The following is an 18,453-nucleotide window of genomic DNA, read 5'->3' as shown; positions in this document are numbered from 1 at the left end:
CCTAACCAACGGCTAGGAGGCGACGAGGTCCCGATCCCCTGCGGCCGCGGTCACGTCCGCGGTCCGGCGGCGCCGCCGGGCGGCCACCAGGAAGCCGAGCGCCACGACGAGCCCGGCGAGCGCGATCGCGCCGCTCCACCCGGCCGCCGCCCGCAGCACCGAACGCCGGTCGAGGTCCTCGTGGTCGGCGCGGGCCGCCGCGGCGGCCCGCGCGACGGTGGTCGCCGGCAGGGTGCGGGTCGCGCTGTGCAGCGGCCGGGCGAGGGTGGCGTTGTTGGTCGGGGTCCCGGCGACGACGGTGACGCGCTCGCTCCACGCGACGTCCAGCACGCGGGAGGTGCGCGGGTCGAGCCAGCTGGTCGCGGTGACGGTGTCGCGGTAGGTGACCGGCATCCGGCCGTCGCGGTAGCGGACGCCGACGGGGATGCGGGCGCCGTTGAGCGCCGCGATCCGGTCCAGGCTCAGCGTGCGGGGCTCGCCGGCGGCGGCCGTGCCCGGCATCGCGGCGGTGGTGAATCGGTCGGCCGGCACGCCGCGGTGCTCCTGCGTGCCGTCGCTGCGCATCCGCAGGTCCACCGCGGCACCGACCCGCCCGGTGACGGGTGCCTGCCGCTGCGTCCGGACGACGGCACCCTGCGCGGTGCGTGACCGCACCTGCGCGGTGACCGCTCCCCCGCCGTCGCCGGCGGTGGTGAGCGGCCTCGTCGCGGGGCGGTCGGGGGCGACGAACACGAGCACGGTGGCGGCGAGCGCGCCCACCACGGCGACGGCGAGGCCGGCCCGCACGGCGCTGCGCACCGGCACCGGACGTCCCGGCGGCCAGACGACGTAGACGCCGACGGGCACGAGGTAGACCAGCCACGCGACGACCTCGACGACGACCGGCCGCGGCTGCAGGCCGAGCATGCCGGTCAGCAGCGACGACTGCACCGAGCCGGGCTGGACCAGCCAGCTGAGGTCGACGGTGCGGCCCTGCCCGAAGTCGACCCAGCCGGCCTCGTGAGCGGTGCGGAAGGCGTTGACGACCAGGCCCGCGGCCACGAGGACGAGCACGAAGCCGGTGATCCGGAAGAACTTCGACAGGTTCAGTCGGACGCCGCCGCGGTAGATGCCGTAGCCGAGCGCCACGGCGATGGCGATCCCCAGCACCGCACCGACCCCGGCCCGCGAGCCGGTGGCCGTCTCGTTGAAGGCGGCGAGGAGGAAGACGACCGTCTCGAGGCCCTCGCGGATCACCGCGAGGAACGCCATGAGCACCATCGCGCGGCCGGCGTTGCCGGCGCCGCTCATCGCGTCGGAGGCGAGGCCCTCAAGCTGGCCCTTGAGGTTGCGCGAGTTCCTGCGCATCCACACGACCATGTAGGTGACCATCGCGATCGCGAGCACCGCGATGACGGTCTCGAGCCCTTCCTGCTGGCGCTGCGGCAGGTTCTGCGAGTACGCGCGGAGCGTGATGCCGGCGGCGAGACAGAGGCCGACCGCGACGCCGACCCCGACGAGCACCCACCGCAGCAGGTCCCGGCGGCCCTGTTTACGGAGGAAGGCGGCGATGATGCCGACGATGAGCGCGGCCTCGAGGCCCTCGCGGAGGCCGATCACGAAGCTCGGCAGCATGCGCCTCGACCCCTTCGCTCGACCTAGGTAAGGCTCGCCTCAGCAGGGTAACCGAGGACGCGGCGCGCACCGCACGCACCGGCGCTACCGTGGCCCGATGAGCGGGGCCGTCGCGCGGATCGACCTCAACGCCGACCTCGGCGAGGGCTTCGGCGTCTGGCGCCTCGGCGACGACGACGCCCTGCTCGACCTGGTGACCAGCGCCAACGTCGCGTGTGGCTTCCACGCCGGTGACCCGGTCACCATGCGTCGCGTCTGCGCCGCCGCGGCGGCGCGGGACGTCGCGATCGGTGCCCAGGTGAGCTACCGCGACCTCGCCGGGTTCGGCCGTCGGCGCATGGACGTCGCCCCCGACGAGCTGGCCGCCGACGTCCTCTACCAGCTGGGCGCGCTCGACGGCTTCGCCCGGGCCGCCGGCACGCGGGTGCGCTACGTCAAGCCGCACGGCGCGCTCTACAACACGGCGGTGGACGACCCCGGGCAGGCCCGCGCCGTCGCCGAGGCGGTCGCGGCCTACGACACGCGACTGCCGCTGCTGGCGTTACCCGGCTCGGCCCTCGCCGAGGCGGCCGACGCGGCCGGGCTGCCGTTCGTCGCGGAGGCCTTCGCCGACCGCGCCTACACCGCGCAGGGCCGGCTGGTCCCTCGCGACGAGGCCGGCGCGGTCGTGACCGACACCGCCGCGGTGGTCGCTCGGGCCGTCCGCTTCGCCGTCGCGAACGAGGTCGAGAGCACGGACGGCACCGTCGTGCCGGTCGCCGCCCGGTCGCTGTGCCTGCACGGCGACACCGCCGGCGCGGTCCGGCTCGCGCACGCGGTGCGCGCCGCCCTGCTCGGCGCGGGTCTCGCCCTCACCCCGTTCGCCGACTGAGGCCGGCGAGCTCGGCATGCGGCTGCGACGCTACGGCGAGAGCGCCGTCCTGGCCGAGGTGACCGGCGACGAGGACGTCCTCGCCCTCGCGGCCGCCGCCCGACGGCTCGCCGGGGTCGTGGAGGTCGTCCCGGCCGCCCGGACGGCGCTGGTCGTCGCCACGGACGGGTCGGTCCTGCCCGACCTCACCGCCGCGCTCCGGACGCTCGACGTCGGCCCGACGGCGCCGGGGCCGTCCGACGCGGCCGTCGTCACCCTGGACGTCGCGTACGACGGCGCGGACCTCGGCGGCACCGCCGCCGAGCTCGGCCTCGACACCGACGCGCTCGTCCGCGCGCATGCCGGCGGCGACTACGTGGTCGGGTTCTGCGGGTTCGTCCCGGGGTTCGGCTACCTGTCCGGACTCGATCCCGCTCTGCACGCCGGCCGGCTGGCCGAGCCCCGCACCCGGGTCCCGGCCGGTGCCGTCGGCATCGCCGGCGAGTTCACCGGGGTCTACCCCCGCCCGTCCCCCGGTGGCTGGCGGCTGCTCGGGCACACCGACGCGCCGCTCTGGGACGCCGACCGGGACCCGCCGGCGCTGCTGGTGCCGGGCACGCGGGTGCGGTTCCGGGCGGTCCGCAGATGATCGAGGTGCTCGCGACCGGCCCGGCGGCGAGCGTGCAGGACGGTGGCCGGCCGGGCTGGGCGGCACTGGGCGTGCCGCACTCGGGCGCGTTCGACGCCGCGGCGCTGCGGCTGGCGAACCGACTCGTGGGCAACGACCCCGGCGCGGCGGGCATCGAGATCGTCCTCGGGGGCCTCGCGGTGCGCACCGACCGGGCGGTGACGCTCGCGCTGACCGGGGCGCCGTGCCCGGGCGCGGCCTGGGGCGTCGCCGTCACGCTCCCCGCCGGCGGATGGCTGCGGCTGGGGACGCCGGCGACCGGGCTGCGCAGCTACCTCGCGCTCCGCGGGGGCGTGGCCGTCGACCCGGTACTCGGGTCGGCCTCGACCGACACGCTCAGCGGGCTCGGGCCGCCGGTGCTGCGTGCCGGTGACCGGATCGCCACCGGCCGCGAGCTCGGCCCGGTGAGCGGCGCGGAGTCCGCACCGGGACGGCTCGCCCCGGCCACGCTCGCGGTCCGCCCCGGCCCCCGCGACGACTGGTTCACGCCGGCGGGCCGCCGCGCGCTCGTGACGACCACCTGGCGGGTGCGGGCCGAGTCCGACCGCGTCGGCGTGCGTCTCGACGGCCCGCCGCTGGAACGGGCGCGCGACGACGAGCTGCCCAGCGAGGCGGTGCTGCCCGGGGCGGTGCAGGTGCCCGGTGACGGCCGGCCGCTGGTGTTCGGTCCGGACGCGCCCGTGACCGGTGGCTACCCGGTGATCGGCGTGATCGCCGACCTCGGCGCCGTCGCGCAGCTGCGCCCGGGCGACCCGGTCCGGTTGCGGTGGTGCCGTGATTCCGCCGGTCGTCGGGACGGTCGCCGGGCTACTTGAGCAGCGGGTGCAGCACGTAGAACACGACCGCGGCGACCGCCGCGGCGGCCGGGATGGTCAGCACCCACGCGACGACGATGTTGCCCGCCACTCCCCAGCGCACCGCGGAGAAGCGCCGCGTCGAACCGACACCCATGATCGAGGACGAGATGACGTGGGTCGTCGACACCGGCAGCCCGTAGTGGGCGGTCGCGAGCATCACGCCACTGGCGACCGTCTGCGCGGCGAAACCGCTGACCGGCGTGAGCGAGATGATCCGGCGGCCCAGCGTGCGCATGATGCGCCAGCCGCCGGAGTACGTGCCCAACGAGATGGCCAGGGCCGAGGAGATGATCACCCAGAACGGGATGTCGTCGCCCTTGGCGAGGTCGCCGTTGATCGTCAGGGCCAGGAAGATGACGCCCATCGTCTTCTGCGCGTCCTGCGTGCCGTGGCCGAAGGACATCGTCGCGGCGGAGGCGATCTGCGCCCAGCGGAAGTTGCGGTTGGCGCGGACGGCGTTGGCCTTGCGGAACACCCAGAGCAGCAACACCATGAACAGGTAGCTGACCGCGAACCCGATCAGCGGCGAGGCGACCATCGGGATGACGACCTTGTCGACGAGGACGTCCCAGTGGACGCTCTCCGAGCCGGCGAGCCCGGCGCCGAGCAGCGCGCCGATGAGCGCGTGCGAGGACGACGACGGCAACCCGAAGTACCAGGTGCCGAGGTTCCACACGATCGCCCCGAACAGCGCGGCGAGCACGATGACCAGGCCCGAGCGGCCGACGGCGGGCACGACGATGCCGCCGCCGATGGTCTTGGCGACCTCGACGGAGATGAGGGCGCCGACGACGTTGGCGACCGCGGCCATGGCGAGCGCGACCCGCGGGGTCAGCGCCTTGGTCGAGATCGAGGTGGCGATGGCGTTGGCGCTGTCGTGGAACCCGTTGGTGTAGTCGAAGCCGAGCGCGACCACGACGATCACCACCACGAGGGCGGTACTGCTCACGGCGGCCTACGACTCCTTGACCGCGATGGTCTCGACCGCGTGCGCGACGTGTTCGAGCGCGTCGGCGGCTTCCTCGAAGCCGTCGGCGACCTCGCGCAGCTTGACCATCGTCAACGCGTCGTAGTCGCCGCTGAGCAGCTTGGACAGCAGCTTGCGGTACACCCGGTCGGCTTCGTTCTCGAGCCGGTTCACCTCGATCCAGTACGGCTCGAGGTCACGCAGGGTCTTCAGCCGTGCCATCGCCTCTGCCGTCTCGTCCGCCGAGCGCTGCAACAGCTGGATCTGCTCGGTCATGAGCGGCGGCAGCTTGCCGACGTCGGCGAGCACGATGAAGTCCGCGGCGCCCTCGACGGCGTCGACGACGTCGTCGAGCGCGGAGGCGAGGCGGTAGATGTCCTCGCGGTCGAACGGCGTCACGAAGCTGGTGTTGAGCTGCCGCATGATGCGGTGGGTGACGGCGTCGCCGGCGTGCTCGCGATCGCGCAGGTCCTTGGCGATGCTCGCGCGGTTGGCGTTCGGATCGGTCAACCCGCCGAGCACCGTGACGGCGTCGGCGACGTTGCGCCCGGCCTCGGTGAACATCGAGTAGAACGCGTTGTCGCGCGGGGTCATGCGGAAGGCCACGGTGCTCCTCGGCTCACGGGCACGGTCACCGGAGCCTAACGCCCGGAGTTCGCCCGCCGTTCACCGTATGGACCCCGGCGCGCCGTCGGCGGCCGAGGGGCCGATCAGCGCTTGCGGACGCGGCGGACGACGAGCACGAGCACCAGCGCGCCGACGGCGGCGACGACCGCCTGCCCCTGCGGGGTCGCGAGCCGGTCCTTCGCACTCTGCTTCGCGTTCTCGGCGATCCGCTTGGGGTTGCCGCGGTAGGCGAGCTTGTCGACGGCGGTCGCGAGGTCGGCGCGGGAACGCTCGATGTCGCGCTTGATGTCCTCGGCGCTGCGCTCGGGCACAGGGGGTCCTCTCGTCGGCTCCGGACCAGCCTAGTGGGGACGGCGCCACGGGGTGACGCGCATCAGGGCATCGGATGCGAGTCGCACGGGCTCATGATCGTCCCGTTGCCGCGCAGCGCGTGCACCACGGCCAGCGCCAGCGCCACGACGGTGAAGACGGCCATGAACGGCACCGGGATGCGCCACGCGGCCGCCCGGGCCGACCACGAACGCCACGCCGCGACCGTGCAGCCGACCAGCGCCACGGCGAAGCCGAAACCGGCGATGTCGGTGTAGGTGCACGAGTAGCCGACCCCGGTGCCCACCACGATCTCCTGGAAGCTGACGCGCAGGACGAAGCCGACGGCACCCAGCGCGAGCGCCACCCACACCGGGACGGGGACGTCGCGCACGCCCAGCACCGGTCGTTGCGGCTCGGGACGGGACGGGAGGGAGTGCGGCTGGCGCGGTGCGGTGTCGGGGTGCATGGGATCTCCCTGGTCGCTGCGGGTCGGGCGTTCGTCTCGTGCTCGACGCTAGGAACGCGCGGGGGCCGCGACCATGGGAAAGGGTTCCCAGCTACCTTGCTGGCATGCAGACGCCGCGCCTGGCCCCGGGCGACACCGCACCGGACTTCACCCTGCCCGACGCCGAGGGCACCACGGTCTCGCTGCACGACCAGCGCGGTCGCAAGGTGATCGTCTACTTCTACCCGGCGGCCATGACGCCGGGCTGCACCAAGCAGGCGTGCGACTTCCGCGACAGCCTGGACTCGTTGGGCGCGGCCGGTTACACCGTGCTCGGCATCTCGCCCGACAAGCCGGAGAAGCTCGCGAAGTTCCGCGACCGCGACGGCGTCACCTTCCCGCTGCTCTCCGACCCGGACCGCACGACGCTCGGCGCCTACGGCGCGTTCGGCGAGAAGACGATGTACGGCAAGACCGTCACCGGCGTCATCCGCTCGACGTTCGTCATCGACGAGGACGGCGTGGTCGAGCAGGCCCGGTACAACGTCAAGGCCACCGGGCACGTGGCCAAGCTGCGCCGTGACCTCGGGCTCGACTGAGCTCGCCACCGCCCGGGCCGCGGCGGCCGAGCGGGTGGCCGACCTGCGTCGCGAGCTCGACGACGTGATCGCCTCGGCGTCGTCGACGACCGGCGACGACGAGCACGACCCCGAGGGCGCGACGATCGGCTTCGAACGGGCGCAGGCGCAGTCCCTGCTCGACCGGGCCGTCGCCCGAGTCGGCGAGCTGGACGCCGCGCTCGCCCGGGCCGAACGGGGTGACTACGGCCGCTGCGCCGGCTGTGGTGGGCCGATCGGTGCCGAGCGGCTCGCGGCGCGGCCGGGCACCGACCGCTGCATCGACTGCGCGCGCTGAGCGCCCGCCGCCGTCGGTGTCAGCGGCGGACGAGGAACAGCCCGTTCACGACCTTGCGCAATCGCTTCCCCTTGTCCGTCGGATCGGACGCGGTGGTGAGGTTCTGCACGGCCAGGTGCTTCGCCGGGCGCTGGGCGACCAGGGTGCTGGACCCGCTGCCGTCGAACACGAGCGCCGAGCGGCACTTGCGAGCGAGCAGGTACGTCGTCAGCTGTGCGTAGGTCATGCCGGCCCGCCCGGACCGGTCGCCCTCGACGACGCCGAGCAGCACCGTCCGCGCGTCGCGCAGCACGCAGCCGAACGTCTCGGGCTTCATCGAGTTGCCGTAGACGTTGAGCCCGGTGCGGTCGGTGAACCGCTTGCCACCGCGGATCAGCTGCCGCACGCCGCTCAGCAGCGTGGTGATGCCGCGGACGCGATAACCGGCCGTCAGCGTGAGGTCCTGGCCGGTGCGCAGCGCGCTGCGGATCCAGCCGGCCGTCGAGGACGCGCACGAGACGAGGGCGTGCGTGCCGGCGGCGGCCCGGGTGTACTTCGTCGCCTTCGCCGCGATCGAGGTGACCCGGTAGCTGTCGCCGCCCCGCTCGGCGAGCCGGACCACCGCACAGGACGTGCGCCGCTGCGGTGCCTTGCGCAGCGAGGACGTGAGCACCGCACGGTCGACGAACGCCATGCCGCCGTTGGCCGCGTTCTCGATCGAGTTGCGCGAGGTGATGCCGAAGCTGCGGGCCTTGCCGGTGCGGTCGGTCGTGCTGATCCGGCCCCGGAAACCCGGGTCGCCGATCGCGACCCGCCCCGAGCTCGTGGCGTACAGCACCGCGTTCTTGCCGACCAGGGCGGACTTGAGGACGCGGCCGCCGTGCGTGATGCCGGCCCGGGGCACGGCGGCGGCGTCGGGGAAGTAGAACGTGTCGCCGTTGATGCCGGCGACCGCCCGTTCCTGTCGGCCGAGGGTCAGCGTGGTCTGCCGGGCAGCTCCGATCACGTTCCTCGGGCTCGCGGCGTCGAGCTGCAGGTGAGCCGACAGCCGGGCCCGCAGGGTCCACACCCGTTCGGGGTAGGAGTGACCGCCGGACTTCAGCCGGAACACCGAGTGCGTGAGGGTCACGCCGGGTGCCAGCCGCACCGTCGACGACGACGCGGCCGACGCGGCGGGCGCGGCGTCGAGCCCCACGGCGGGCAGGCACAGGGCAGCGGCGGCAGCCGCGAGGACGGATCGGCGCATCGGGGGCTCCGCGGATCGACTTCACGTGGGACTCACAGTATGCGCCGCCTGGGCGTCGCCACCCAAGACCCTCAGGAGGCGTCCGGGTGAACTCTGGACGCCTACGTCGACGGTGGTGCCGGCGGCGGGATTCGAACCCGCACTGCACAGGACCTAAACCTGCCCTCTCTACCTGTTGGAGTACGCCGGCCGCGATTACGCCCGCACCACGTGTCGGTGAGCGCGTGACAGTTCGGGCAAAGGATACGGAGGTTCTCGAGCCGGTTGTCGGTGCTGTCACCGTTCACGTGGTCGAGCGCCAGCGGCAACAGCTCCCCCTGCCACTCGACCAGACGACATCGCTCACAGTGCGGGTGCTTCAGGCCGGCCGCGATGAGCCGCCGTCGCAACCGGGCACTGTCGTAGACGGATCCAGCGACCAGGATCTCGTCCAGCGGCCGGGCGACGAACGCGGAGGCAGGGGGCTGACCACGGGACCACCCCTGGCCGGTGAAGTGGCTCGTATCGATGCCGAGCATACGGATGCGGGAAGAAAGCGCGCGGTGCATTCCGCCGCTGGGTCGGTACCCCAGCGCGCGCTGCACCTCAGCGAGCGATGTGCTCCGCGCGACCGTCGCACGCAGCTCGTCGTCGGACCATCGCCGGCGTGTGCGCAACCGACCGTCCACCCGTTTCGGCAGATGGTCGTCGTTCACGGCCAGCCGCGCCATGTGCCGCCGAAGGGTCGCGTACGTGCCGCCGCCAGGTCGTAGGGCCAGTCTCGAACACACCTCGGCCAGCGACGTGCTCGCCGCCACCGCGGCTGCGAGGTCGTCGTCGGACCAGCGTGGCGAGCGAGACACCAGCAGAGCGTATCGACAGATGCGTTCTCATCAGCGGTTGTCCACAGGCCCGAGTCGTGCCCCGGGACAGTGCTGACACGGGTTGTCTCGGGACATCGGTCCGTGAGCGAAGTCCCGAGACTCGACAGTCCGCCGACGCCCGCCGGCCGATCTCCCGACCCAGGACGCCTGCCCGTCAGGCCGACTCGGCCTCGGCGTCGTGATGACCGCGGTGCGCGTCGTGCGGCACCGGCTCGGCACCGGGGACCGACTCGCCTTCGGGGGCGCAGCGCAGGTCGTGGCCGACCGAGCTCAGGCACTTGCCGTCCGAGAGCCGCCACTTCCAGCCGTGCATCTGACAGGTCATCACGCCGTCGGCGACCGTGCCGAAGCGGGAGAGGTCGGCCTTGAGGTGCGGGCAGCGGCGCTGCATCTCCCAGCGGGTGCCGTCGTCGTCGGCGAGCACGATGGTCTCGGCGGCCTGGGCGGAGTTCTGCTCGAGGAACCAGCCCTCGGCGTAGTTGAGCCGCTCCTCGGACAGGCACTTGAAGAACACGTAGACGAACTCGTTGTACGGGCCGATGCGCTGGGCCGAGAACCGGCACGACAGGAACAGCGAGTTCACCCAGTCGATCTCGTGCTCGGCGATGAGCTGCTCGACGTACGCGCGCCGCGTGCGGAACCGGTACCGCACCTTCTCCCCGTCGTAGGGGCGGACGTTGCGCTCGACGAAGTCGATCAGGATGTCGACGTCGCCGCGTCCACCCTCCTCGACAGGTGCGTCCTCGAAGGTGAAGCGGACGCCGCCGTCGATGCCGTCGGCGATGTGCACCGACGCCTCGAGCAGCGGGGTGAACCACTCCTGCAGCGAGGCCAGGATGTCGATCTCGGGGTGCGGCCAGGTCGCCTTCGCGGCCTCGACCTCGGGCTGCCGCCGCTCCTTCATGTCGCGCAGGTAGGCGGTCTTGGTCTCGTTCGAGGCGTAGATGGTCTGGGGCTCGTACGGGTGCACGACCGAGCAGGCCGGGTCGGTGACGTCGGCCCGCGTGCCGGGCAGCAGCAGCCGTCCCTCGTCGTGCCCCTTCTCGCGCAGCCAGTCGAGGAAGACGAGTTGGTCGGGGAAGATGTTCGACTCGTCACCGAAGATGTCGTTGAAGCCCCACAGCTCGTCGTCGAGGAAGCAGGGCGGCCCCGCGGTCGGGAAGACGAAGCGGGCGTCCATCTCCTCGATGTAGCGCAGCGTGCGGTCGAACTGCCGCTCCCGCTTGGTCAGCCCCATCGCCGCCTTCGCCCGCTGCGGCAGCTCGTACACCATCGGGAACCAGATCGCGCCGGAGAACTGGATGAGGTACGCGTCGACGGGCCCGAGCTCGCGGAACTCCGAGAGCTCCGACGGACGCGCGTCGTTCTGGTTGAGGACGCGGTAGTGGCCGTCGGACAGCCACAGCGAGGAGTCGCCGATCGGCCCGTCGGTCGGCGACGTCAGCGCCTGGATCATGATCTCGAGCCCGTCGAGGTCGACCACCTCACCCGAGCGCGGCTTGACGAACGAGGTGAAGCCACAGTCGCGCAGCGAGTCCTCGAGCTCGGAGGTCGGGTACTCCGGCAGCAGCACCGTCGTCTTCTTCGAGATGTGCTTGCGCAGGGTCTCGGGATCGAAGTGGTCGCGGTGCAGGTGCGAGACGAACAGGTAGTCGGCCTTGCCCAGCGTGTCCCAGTCCAGCCCGGAGTTGTCGGGGAACGGGAACCAGGAACCGAAGTACGCGGGGTTCACCCACGGGTCGGTGAGGACGGTGCCATGGGCGGTCTCGAGGAACACGCTCGCGTGGCCGCAACCGGTGATACGCATGCGATCACGGTAGCGACCGGACGGGGTGCCAGAATGAGGGCGTCCCGCGTGTCGGCACGCGCGACGACCCGGTGGACGACCGCCCGACAGGAGCACGAACGTGGCCCTCAAGCCCGGCAGCGAGCAGCCCGATCTGACCCTGCCCGACGACTACAAGCACCACCCCCCGGACGAGCACCCCGAGGACTGGGGCTGGCACGGCGAGTGGGGCCGCGGCGCCCGCATCGGCGGCTGGGTGTCGATCGTCATCCTGCTGCTGATGATGACCTCGACGCACTACAACCTGCAGGGCGCGCTCTTCCTCGGCATCTCCGCCGGCATCCTGTTCGTCATGTTGCTGGTCGACCGGCAGCGCCGGAAGCACTCCTGGCGCCAGTAGCGCGGTCCGCGTCGCGTTCGCGCTGCCGCTCGCGCTTCTCGACGAAGCGGCTCGCCTGGGCGTCGAGCCCGGCCATGAACGCGGCGAGCTCCTCGCGCGCCTGCTCGCCGGCCGGGCCGAAGTCGGTGCGCGAGAACACCTGCCAGAACCGCAGCACCGGCGCCACGACGTCGTCGTGGTGCAGTCGCAGGTCGTAGATCCCGGCCTTGGCGATCGTCGCCGAGTTGCGCAGGAAGTTCGGCATCCCCTGCCCGGGCATCGCGAACCCGACGACCTCGTCGCGGATCGCGGCCATCGTCGCGTCGGGCGCGCGGTCCAGCGCCGCGGCGACCAGGTTGCGGTAGAAGACCATGTGCAGGTTCTCGTCGGCGGCGACGCGGGCGAGCAGCTGCTCGGCCAACGGACAACCCGTCGCGGCGGCCGTGTTGCGGTGCGAGACCCGGGTCGCGAGCTCCTGGAACGACACGTAGGCGACGGCCTGCAGCGCCGTCTTGTCCCCGGAGTCGTAGCCGGCCTGCATGTGGGTCATCCGCAGGTTCTCGAGCTCCACCGGGTCGACGCCGCGGGTCACGACGAGGTAGTCGCGGAGCGCGATGCCGTGCCGCCCCTCCTCGGCCGTCCACCGGCCGACCCATTCGCCCCACGCGCCGTCGCGCCCGAAGCGGGTCGCGATCTCGCGGTGGTAGGAGGGCAGGTTGTCCTCGGTGAGCAGGTTGACCGTCATCGACACCTGCGCGACCGGGTCCAGCGGCGAGTCCTCGGGGCGCCAGTCCTCCCCGCCCAGGAACGCGAAGTCCCGTCCCCGGCTCCACGGCACGTAGTCGTGCGGGTGCCACGGCTTGGCGGTGCGCAGGTGCCGGTCGAGGTTCTCGGCCACCACGGGCTCGAGGTCGTGCAGCAACCGGGCCTGGACGCCGGCGTCGGTGTCCGCGGGTTCGAGCATCGTCACGTCGCGCACCTCGGGGTCGGAAGAAACCTACGCTGCCGTAGGTTACTGCCGACCCCGGCGACCGGATTCAGCCGCTCAGCTCCTGCTGACCCCACGGCGAGCCGTACTCCCCCGCCAGCAGCTCGAGGAACGGCACTGCGTCGAGGGCCTCGGGGCCGAGCACGCCGGCGCCGGACCACACGCCGGTGGCGATCAGCTCGAGGGCCACCACCGGGTTCACCGCCGTCTGCCACACGACCGCCTGCGCGCCGTACTCGCGCATCGACCACTCGTTGTCGACCACGTGGTACAGGTAGGTCGAGCGCGGCGCGCCGTCCTTTCCGGTGCCGGTGACCCACAGCCCGGCGCAGGTCTTGCCGGTCATCCGGTCGCCAAGCGTCGCGGGGTTGGGCAGGCAGGCCGCGACGACGTCGCGCGGCGACACCTGCGCCCCGCCGACGTTCACCTTCTCCGTCGAGTCCAGACCCAGCTTGTGCAGGGTCTTCAGCACCCCGATGAACTCGTCGCCGAGGCCGTACTTGAACGTCACCCGCTTGGCGTCCACCCAGCGCGGCATCAACAGCACCTCCTCGTGCTCGACGTTCACGCACTCGACCGGGCCGATGCCGTCGGGGAAGTCGAAGACCTCCGGCTCGCTGAACGGCTCGGTGGTGTACCAGCCGCGGTCCTTCTCGAAGACGACCGGCGGATTGAGGCACTCCTCGATCGTGGTCCAGATGGAGAACGACGGCGCGAACTCGTACCCGGCGACCTCGAGGTTGGCGCCGTCGCGCACCCCGAGCTCGTCGATCTCGGCGAACAGATGATCGGCGGCGTAGCGGGCGAAGACGTCGGACAGCCCCGGCTCGACCCCGATGCCGACGAGCGCCAGCTTCCCCGACGCCTCCCACTCGGCGGCGAGCTCGAACTGCTCGTCGCCGAGCTTCACCCCGGTCCGGGCGTAGGGCTCGTCCGGGTGCGGGCGCGACAGCGACATCGCCATGTCGAGGTAGTGGACCCCGGCGGCCAGCGCCGCCCGGAAGATCGGCATCGTGAAGCGCGGGTCGGTCGCGCCCAGCACGGCGTCGATCCGCTCGTCGCGCAGCAGCGCCTCGACGGCCCGCTGGTCGGACGCGTCGAGCTGCGCGGCGACGAAGCGGTCGTCGGCCAACGCGGTGACGGTGGTTGCGGCGCGGGCGCGGTCGTAGTCGGCCACGACCACGTGATCGGCGAAGGGTCTGCGGGCGAGGATGCCGGCCGCGGCGGAACCCACGCCGCCGGCACCGAGGATGAGGATGCGCATGCGACGGACCCTAACCGCCCGGGTGCTGCGGAATCCATGGTCGACATGTTGTTACACGCGCGAAACCCTTGCCGACGACACTGCAAGCTGCGATAAACGCACTGACCGCTGAACGCCGCGACCTGGGGGACGATGTGACGCTGTTGACGAGGCAGGATCCCGAGGGACCCGTCGGCAAGGGCCTGAAGTCCGGCGCGCTGGGACTGGCGTCCACCGTCGTGATCGGCGTCGCGTCGACCGCGCCGGCCTACAGCCTCGCCGCCACGCTCGGCTTCATCGTCGCGTTCGTCGGCGTGCAGTCGCCGATCATCGTCTTCCTCGCCTTCATCCCCATGCTCTTCACCGCGATCGGCTACCAGGAGCTGAACAAGGCCGACCCGGACTGCGGCACGACCTTCACCTGGGCCACCCGTGCCTTCGGACCGAAGACCGGGTGGCTCGGCGGCTGGGGCATCATCGCCGCCGACATCCTGGTCATGGCCAGCCTCGCGCAGGTGGCCGCGCAGTACCTGTTCCTGCTCTTCAACGCCGACGGCATCGGCAGCAACGCCGTCGACGGCCGGGTCCTGCTCGTCGGCATCGCGTGGATCGCCGTGATGACGCTGATCTGCTACGTCGGCGTCGAGCTGTCGGCGTGGCTGCAGAAGGTGTTCCTCGTCCTGGAGATCATCGTGCTGCTGATCTTCGCGATCACCGCACTCATGAAGGTCGGCGCAGGCACGGCCGGACCACAGGCGATCGGCATGTCGTGGGACTGGTTCAACCCCTTCGCCGTCTCGGACTTCTCGTCCTTCGTGCGCGGCCTCGTGCTCATGCTGTTCATCTACTGGGGTTGGGACTCCGCCGTCGCGGTGAACGAGGAGACCGCCGACCCGGGCAAGACCCCGGGGCGCGCCGCGGTGCTCTCGACCGTGCTGCTGCTCGTCACCTACGTCCTGCTGACCCTGTCGAGCCAGTCCTTCGCCGGCGTGGGCGACAAGGGCATCGGGCTCAACAACTCCCACAACGCCAGCGACATCTTCAGCCCGCTCGGGCACGCCGTCTTCGGTGGCGGCACCTACGGCTCGGTCATGACGCACCTGCTGCTGTTCCTGGTGCTGACCTCGGCCGCGGCGTCCACGCAGACGACGATCCTGCCGACGGCGCGCACCTCGCTGTCGATGGCGGTCTACAAGGCGCTGCCCGACTCGTTCGCCCGGACGCATCCGCGCTTCCTCACGCCGACGGTCTCGACGCTCACGTTCGGCGGCGTCTCGATCGCGCTCTACGCGGCGATCAACTTCCTCGGCAGCGACGGCTCGATCATCGCCGACTGCGTCACCGCGTTGGGCATGATGATCGCGTTCTACTACGGCATGACCGGCTTCACCTGCGCCTGGTACTACCGGCGCAACCTCACCAGCAGCCCCCGCAACTTCGTCTTCCAGGGCCTGCTGCCCTTCCTGGGCGGCGTGATCCTGCTCTTCGCGATGATCTGGAGCATCAAGGACTCCTGGCTGGCGCCGAGCGACGTGAGTTCGAGCTACACCGGCTGGCTGCTGCCCTTCCCCCCGCACTGGCACATCGGCGGCGTCTTCTTCATCGGCATCGGCACCTTCGTGATCGGTCTCGTGCTGATGGCCCTCTGGCGGGCCAAGGCACCGGCCTTCTTCCGCGGCGAGACGTTGAACGCGAACACCCCCACCCTCGTGCCGGACACCGAATCGGCAGCCCCTGGATCGAAATCCGTTGTCTGATACCGTCGCCGCAACGGATCGCGTAGCTACGAAGGGTTGATGCGATGACATCCGCGCCACGCGGCGGTCTCGACGACATCTCCCGCGCGATCATCGAGCAGCTGCAGGAGGACGGCCGGCGCCCGTACGCGACCATCGGCAAGGCGGTCGGGCTGAGCGAGGCCGCGGTCCGGCAGCGGGTGCAGAAGCTGGTCGACACCGGCGTGATGCAGATCGTCGCCGTCACCGACCCGCTGCGCACCGGGCTGGCCCGGCAGGCCATGCTCGCGATCACGACCTCGGGCAACATCGAGGCCGTCGCCGACCGGCTGCGCGAGCTCGACGAGGTCGACTACATCGTCGTCACCGCCGGGTCGGTCGACCTGCTGGCCGAGGTCGTCGTCGAGGACGACGCCCACCTGCTCGACCTCGTCAACGGCCGCATCCGCACCATCGAGGGCGTGGTGCGCACCGAGTCCTTCGTCTACCTCAAGCTCGTCAAGCAGACCTACAACTGGGGAGCTCGCTGATGACCACCACCCCGATCGAGACCAGCGGTGCCACGCACGACGTCGGCGACCTGTCGGCCAAGGCCCGCGAACACCTGTGGATGCACTTCACCCGCATGTCGTCCTACGCCTCGGCACCGGTGCCCACGATCGTGCGCGGCGACGGCGCGCGCGTGTACGACGCCGACGGCCGGGCCTATCTCGACGGCCTCGCCGGGCTGTTCGTGGTGCAGGCCGGGCACGGCCGCGAGGAGCTCGCCCGCGCCGCCTACGACCAGGCGCGCGAGCTGGCGTTCTTCCCGCTGTGGTCCTACGCGCACCCACCGGCCGTCGAGCTGGCCGACCGGCTCGCCGCCTACGCACCGGGCGACCTGAACAAGGTCTTCTTCACCACCGGCGGCGGTGAGGCCGTCGAGACCGCGTGGAAGCTCGCCAAGCAGTTCTTCAAGCTCACCGGCAAGCCGATGAAGCACAAGGTGATCAGCCGGTCGATCGCCTACCACGGCACGCCGCAGGGCGCGCTGTCCATCACCGGCATCCCCGACGCCAAGAAGTTCTTCGAGCCCCTCGTCCCCGGCGCCCACAAGGCCGCGAACACCAACTTCTACCGGGCGCCGGAGCACGGCGACGATCTCGAGGCCTTCGGCCGGTGGGCCGCCGACCAGATCGACATCGCCATCGAGATGGAGGGCCCCGACACCGTCGCGGCGGTCTTCGTCGAGCCGGTGCAGAACTCCGGCGGCTGCTTCCCCCCGCCGCCCGGCTATTTCGAGCGACTTCGCGCAATCTGCGACAAGCACGACGTGCTGCTGGTGTCCGACGAGGTCATCTGCGCCTTCGGTCGGCTCGGGACGATGTTCGGCTGCGACAAGTTCGGCTACGTGCCCGACATCATCACCTGTGCCAAGGGCCTCACCAGCGGCTACTCCCCCATCGGCGCCACCGTCGTGAGCGACCGCGTGGCCGAGCCGTTCTTCACCGGCGACGCCACCTTCGCGCACGGTTACACCTTCGGTGGCCATCCGGTCTCGGCCGCGGTCGCCATGAAGAACCTCGACATCTTCGAACGCGAGGGCCTCACCCAACACGTGCTGCAGCACGAGGGTGCGTTCCGCTCGACGCTGGAGAAGCTGCTCGACCTGCCCATCGTCGGCGACGTCCGCGGCGACGGGTTCTTCTACGGCATCGAGATGGTCAAGGACAAGGCGACCAAGGAGACCTTCGACGCCGACGAGTCCGAGCGGCTGCTGCGCGGGTTCCTCTCCCGCGCGCTGTTCGAGGCGGGGCTGTACTGCCGCGCGGACGACCGCGGCGAGCCCGTCATCCAGCTCTCGCCGCCGCTCGTCGTGGGGCAGGCCGAGTTCGACGAGATGGAGCAGATCCTGCGCTCGGTGCTCACCGAGGCCTGGGAGCGGCTCTAGTCCCCCTCGGACCGGGGTCTGCGCCGCCCGCAGCACCGGCCTCGCGCTCCGCGATCGCCTTGATGGCCGCGAGCGTGGCCGGGATGCCGCGCAGCGCGTGCTGCGTGCGGTCGGCGATCTGGGCGTCGGCCCGCTCGCCGTACAGCTCGTGGAAGCGTGCGATGCCGGCGGATGGGAACTCCCACGACTCGGTCAGCCGGGTGCCGCCGGCGACCGGTTCGAGCGCGTAGCGCCACACGACCCAGCCCTCGCCCACGGCCCAGCCGAACGCGCGGCCTGGCTCGGCGGCGACGACCTGCGAGCGGGTGCTCCACTCGCGCTCCGGGGTGCGGTTGTGGCCGGTGAACCAGTCCCCCACGCGCCCGGTGGCGCCGTCGTCCCACTCGCAGCCGACGCACACCGGGCTCCACTCGCCGGTGCGGGTGACGTCGGAGACGAGCGCGTAGACGGCGTCCGGCGCCGCCGCGACGACGATCGAGTCCTCGTGGGTGCGCGGCAGCTCGCCGCTCGGTCCGGAAGGGGTGCTCATCTCGTCAGCATGTACCACCCGACGAATCCGCACACCGCCGCGATGGGCGCGAACAACACGAGCAGCACGATCCACACGACCCCGGCCGCGACGTCGTTGGCCCGGGGCAGCGACTGCGCGGCGATCCGGGCACGCTCCGGGTCGACCGGGTCGTGGCGGACCGCGACGTCCTGCCCCGGGCGCGGCATGAAGGAGGCGTGGACGTCGGAGCGGAAGGTGACGTCCCGGCCGTCGGCGGTGCGGTACCGCACGATCGGGCGCCGGACGAAGACCGTGTTGCCCAGACCCCCCGTCGGCACGTAGCCGCTCTCCTCGGCCACGACTGTCCCCTGCGCCGTCGCCCAGTGGGCCGGCACCGTCACGGCGGCGCGGGCCCGGCGCCGTTGACTGCGGAAGACGAGCCCGAGGATGGACCCCACGAGCACCGGGAAGGCGAGCAGGCCGGCTCCGATCAGCGACGTCATGACGTCGAGCCTGCCTGCCCGTGCGCCGTACCGCA

At 71.8% G+C, this 18,453-nt stretch carries 20 protein-coding genes and 1 tRNA gene; 9 read left to right on the top strand and 12 right to left on the bottom strand.

Going from position 1 to position 18,453, the window contains the following annotated elements:
• Window positions 1–12: 12 nt before the first annotated feature.
• A complete protein-coding gene (efeU, locus tag BUE29_RS23150; protein WP_073390803.1) occupies window positions 13–1,614 on the bottom strand; it encodes an iron uptake transporter permease EfeU in 1,602 nt (533 codons plus the stop codon).
• A 97-nt stretch (window positions 1,615–1,711) separates the two neighbouring features.
• Between efeU and BUE29_RS13385 the strand changes: the two genes are divergently transcribed.
• Genes BUE29_RS13385 through BUE29_RS13375 form a run of 3 tightly spaced genes read left to right on the top strand, consistent with a single transcriptional unit; the run spans window position 1,712 to window position 3,967 of the window.
• On the top strand, window positions 1,712–2,485 hold the full coding sequence (locus tag BUE29_RS13385) for a LamB/YcsF family protein (RefSeq protein ID WP_073390802.1): 774 nt from the start codon (window positions 1,712–1,714) through the stop codon (window positions 2,483–2,485).
• Window positions 2,486–2,501: 16 nt separating this feature from the next.
• Window positions 2,502–3,113, top strand: coding sequence for a 5-oxoprolinase subunit B family protein (locus tag BUE29_RS13380; RefSeq protein ID WP_073390801.1), 612 nt, complete (start codon window positions 2,502–2,504; stop codon window positions 3,111–3,113).
• Entirely contained in the window at window positions 3,110–3,967 is an 858-nt protein-coding gene (locus tag BUE29_RS13375; RefSeq protein WP_073390800.1) for a 5-oxoprolinase subunit C family protein, read from the top strand. The genes BUE29_RS13380 and BUE29_RS13375 overlap by 4 nt, the downstream gene beginning before the upstream one ends.
• On the opposite strand, the gene BUE29_RS13370 is transcribed toward BUE29_RS13375, so the two are convergent.
• The 4 genes from BUE29_RS13370 to BUE29_RS13355 all read right to left on the bottom strand — a co-directional run bounded on the left by BUE29_RS13370 (window position 3,960) and on the right by BUE29_RS13355 (window position 6,381).
• Window positions 3,960–4,958 carry an inorganic phosphate transporter gene (locus BUE29_RS13370; RefSeq protein WP_073390799.1) on the bottom strand — a complete coding sequence of 333 codons (999 nt, stop codon included), beginning with the start codon at window positions 4,956–4,958 and terminating at the stop codon, window positions 3,960–3,962. The two genes, BUE29_RS13375 and BUE29_RS13370, sit on opposite strands and share 8 nt — an antisense overlap.
• Window positions 4,959–4,964: 6 nt before the next feature.
• The gene (locus BUE29_RS13365) at window positions 4,965–5,582 is read right to left on the bottom strand and encodes a DUF47 domain-containing protein (protein ID WP_073390798.1); all 618 of its coding nucleotides are present in this window, start codon (window positions 5,580–5,582) and stop codon (window positions 4,965–4,967) included.
• Window positions 5,583–5,686: 104 nt separating this feature from the next.
• Window positions 5,687–5,914, bottom strand: a complete 228-nt coding sequence (locus tag BUE29_RS13360; protein ID WP_073390797.1) for a DUF3618 domain-containing protein — start codon at window positions 5,912–5,914, stop codon at window positions 5,687–5,689.
• 62 nt (window positions 5,915–5,976) lie between these two features.
• Window positions 5,977–6,381 carry a hypothetical protein gene (locus BUE29_RS13355; RefSeq protein WP_073390796.1) on the bottom strand — a complete coding sequence of 135 codons (405 nt, stop codon included), beginning with the start codon at window positions 6,379–6,381 and terminating at the stop codon, window positions 5,977–5,979.
• A 104-nt stretch (window positions 6,382–6,485) separates the two neighbouring features.
• Between BUE29_RS13355 and bcp the strand changes: the two genes are divergently transcribed.
• Together bcp and BUE29_RS13345 are read left to right on the top strand one after the other, a co-directional pair.
• The gene (gene bcp / locus BUE29_RS13350; RefSeq protein ID WP_073390795.1) at window positions 6,486–6,959 is read left to right on the top strand and encodes a thioredoxin-dependent thiol peroxidase; all 474 of its coding nucleotides are present in this window, start codon (window positions 6,486–6,488) and stop codon (window positions 6,957–6,959) included.
• Window positions 6,940–7,275: a TraR/DksA family transcriptional regulator gene (locus BUE29_RS13345; protein ID WP_200800176.1), complete on the top strand. Its 336-nt coding sequence runs from the start codon at window positions 6,940–6,942 to the stop codon at window positions 7,273–7,275. Before bcp ends, BUE29_RS13345 begins: the two co-directional genes overlap by 20 nt.
• 19 nt (window positions 7,276–7,294) lie before the next feature.
• On the opposite strand, the gene BUE29_RS13340 is transcribed toward BUE29_RS13345, so the two are convergent.
• The 3 genes from BUE29_RS13340 to BUE29_RS13330 all read right to left on the bottom strand — a co-directional run bounded on the left by BUE29_RS13340 (window position 7,295) and on the right by BUE29_RS13330 (window position 11,170).
• Window positions 7,295–8,500, bottom strand: coding sequence for a phosphodiester glycosidase family protein (locus BUE29_RS13340; protein WP_084181022.1), 1,206 nt, complete (start codon window positions 8,498–8,500; stop codon window positions 7,295–7,297).
• A 113-nt stretch (window positions 8,501–8,613) separates the two neighbouring features.
• A tRNA-Leu gene (locus tag BUE29_RS13335) sits at window positions 8,614–8,690 on the bottom strand.
• Window positions 8,691–9,517: 827 nt separating this feature from the next.
• Window positions 9,518–11,170: a Rieske 2Fe-2S domain-containing protein gene (locus tag BUE29_RS13330; RefSeq protein WP_073390793.1), complete on the bottom strand. Its 1,653-nt coding sequence runs from the start codon at window positions 11,168–11,170 to the stop codon at window positions 9,518–9,520.
• Between the two features lie 100 nt (window positions 11,171–11,270).
• On the opposite strand from BUE29_RS13330, the gene BUE29_RS13325 reads away from it, so the two are divergent.
• Window positions 11,271–11,549 (top strand): DUF2631 domain-containing protein, encoded by a 279-nt coding sequence (locus tag BUE29_RS13325; protein WP_084181021.1) that lies wholly within the window; start codon window positions 11,271–11,273, stop codon window positions 11,547–11,549.
• Here BUE29_RS13325 and BUE29_RS13320 read toward each other — a convergent pair.
• Together BUE29_RS13320 and BUE29_RS13315 are read right to left on the bottom strand one after the other, a co-directional pair.
• Complete coding sequence (locus BUE29_RS13320; RefSeq protein ID WP_073391156.1) at window positions 11,500–12,492, bottom strand: acyl-ACP desaturase; 993 nt, start codon at window positions 12,490–12,492, stop codon at window positions 11,500–11,502. The two genes, BUE29_RS13325 and BUE29_RS13320, sit on opposite strands and share 50 nt — an antisense overlap.
• Window positions 12,493–12,565: 73 nt before the next feature.
• A complete protein-coding gene (locus BUE29_RS13315) occupies window positions 12,566–13,780 on the bottom strand; it encodes a saccharopine dehydrogenase family protein (RefSeq protein ID WP_073390792.1) in 1,215 nt (404 codons plus the stop codon).
• Window positions 13,781–13,914: 134 nt separating this feature from the next.
• Between BUE29_RS13315 and BUE29_RS13310 the strand changes: the two genes are divergently transcribed.
• From BUE29_RS13310 to BUE29_RS13300, 3 genes are read left to right on the top strand one after another with little or no spacing between them, the layout of a single operon-like run.
• Window positions 13,915–15,516: an APC family permease gene (locus BUE29_RS13310; RefSeq protein ID WP_073390791.1), complete on the top strand. Its 1,602-nt coding sequence runs from the start codon at window positions 13,915–13,917 to the stop codon at window positions 15,514–15,516.
• A gap of 44 nt (window positions 15,517–15,560) precedes the next feature.
• Window positions 15,561–16,025 (top strand): Lrp/AsnC family transcriptional regulator, encoded by a 465-nt coding sequence (locus BUE29_RS13305; protein ID WP_073390790.1) that lies wholly within the window; start codon window positions 15,561–15,563, stop codon window positions 16,023–16,025.
• The gene (locus tag BUE29_RS13300; protein WP_073390789.1) at window positions 16,025–17,425 is read left to right on the top strand and encodes an aspartate aminotransferase family protein; all 1,401 of its coding nucleotides are present in this window, start codon (window positions 16,025–16,027) and stop codon (window positions 17,423–17,425) included. Before BUE29_RS13305 ends, BUE29_RS13300 begins: the two co-directional genes overlap by 1 nt.
• Here the strand turns inward: BUE29_RS13300 and BUE29_RS13295 are convergent.
• Window positions 17,400–17,954, bottom strand: a complete 555-nt coding sequence (locus BUE29_RS13295; RefSeq protein ID WP_073390788.1) for an SRPBCC family protein — start codon at window positions 17,952–17,954, stop codon at window positions 17,400–17,402. The genes BUE29_RS13300 and BUE29_RS13295 overlap by 26 nt on opposite strands.
• Window positions 17,951–18,418 carry a DUF3592 domain-containing protein gene (locus tag BUE29_RS13290; protein WP_073390787.1) on the bottom strand — a complete coding sequence of 156 codons (468 nt, stop codon included), beginning with the start codon at window positions 18,416–18,418 and terminating at the stop codon, window positions 17,951–17,953. Before BUE29_RS13290 ends, BUE29_RS13295 begins: the two co-directional genes overlap by 4 nt.
• Between the last annotated feature and the right edge of the window lie 35 nt (window positions 18,419–18,453).

This window comes from Jatrophihabitans endophyticus (assembly GCF_900129455.1).
Classification (GTDB): domain Bacteria; phylum Actinomycetota; class Actinomycetes; order Mycobacteriales; family Jatrophihabitantaceae; genus Jatrophihabitans; species Jatrophihabitans endophyticus.
Note: the sequence above shows the minus strand (reverse complement) of the source record. Positions and strands in the feature narration are given on the sequence as shown.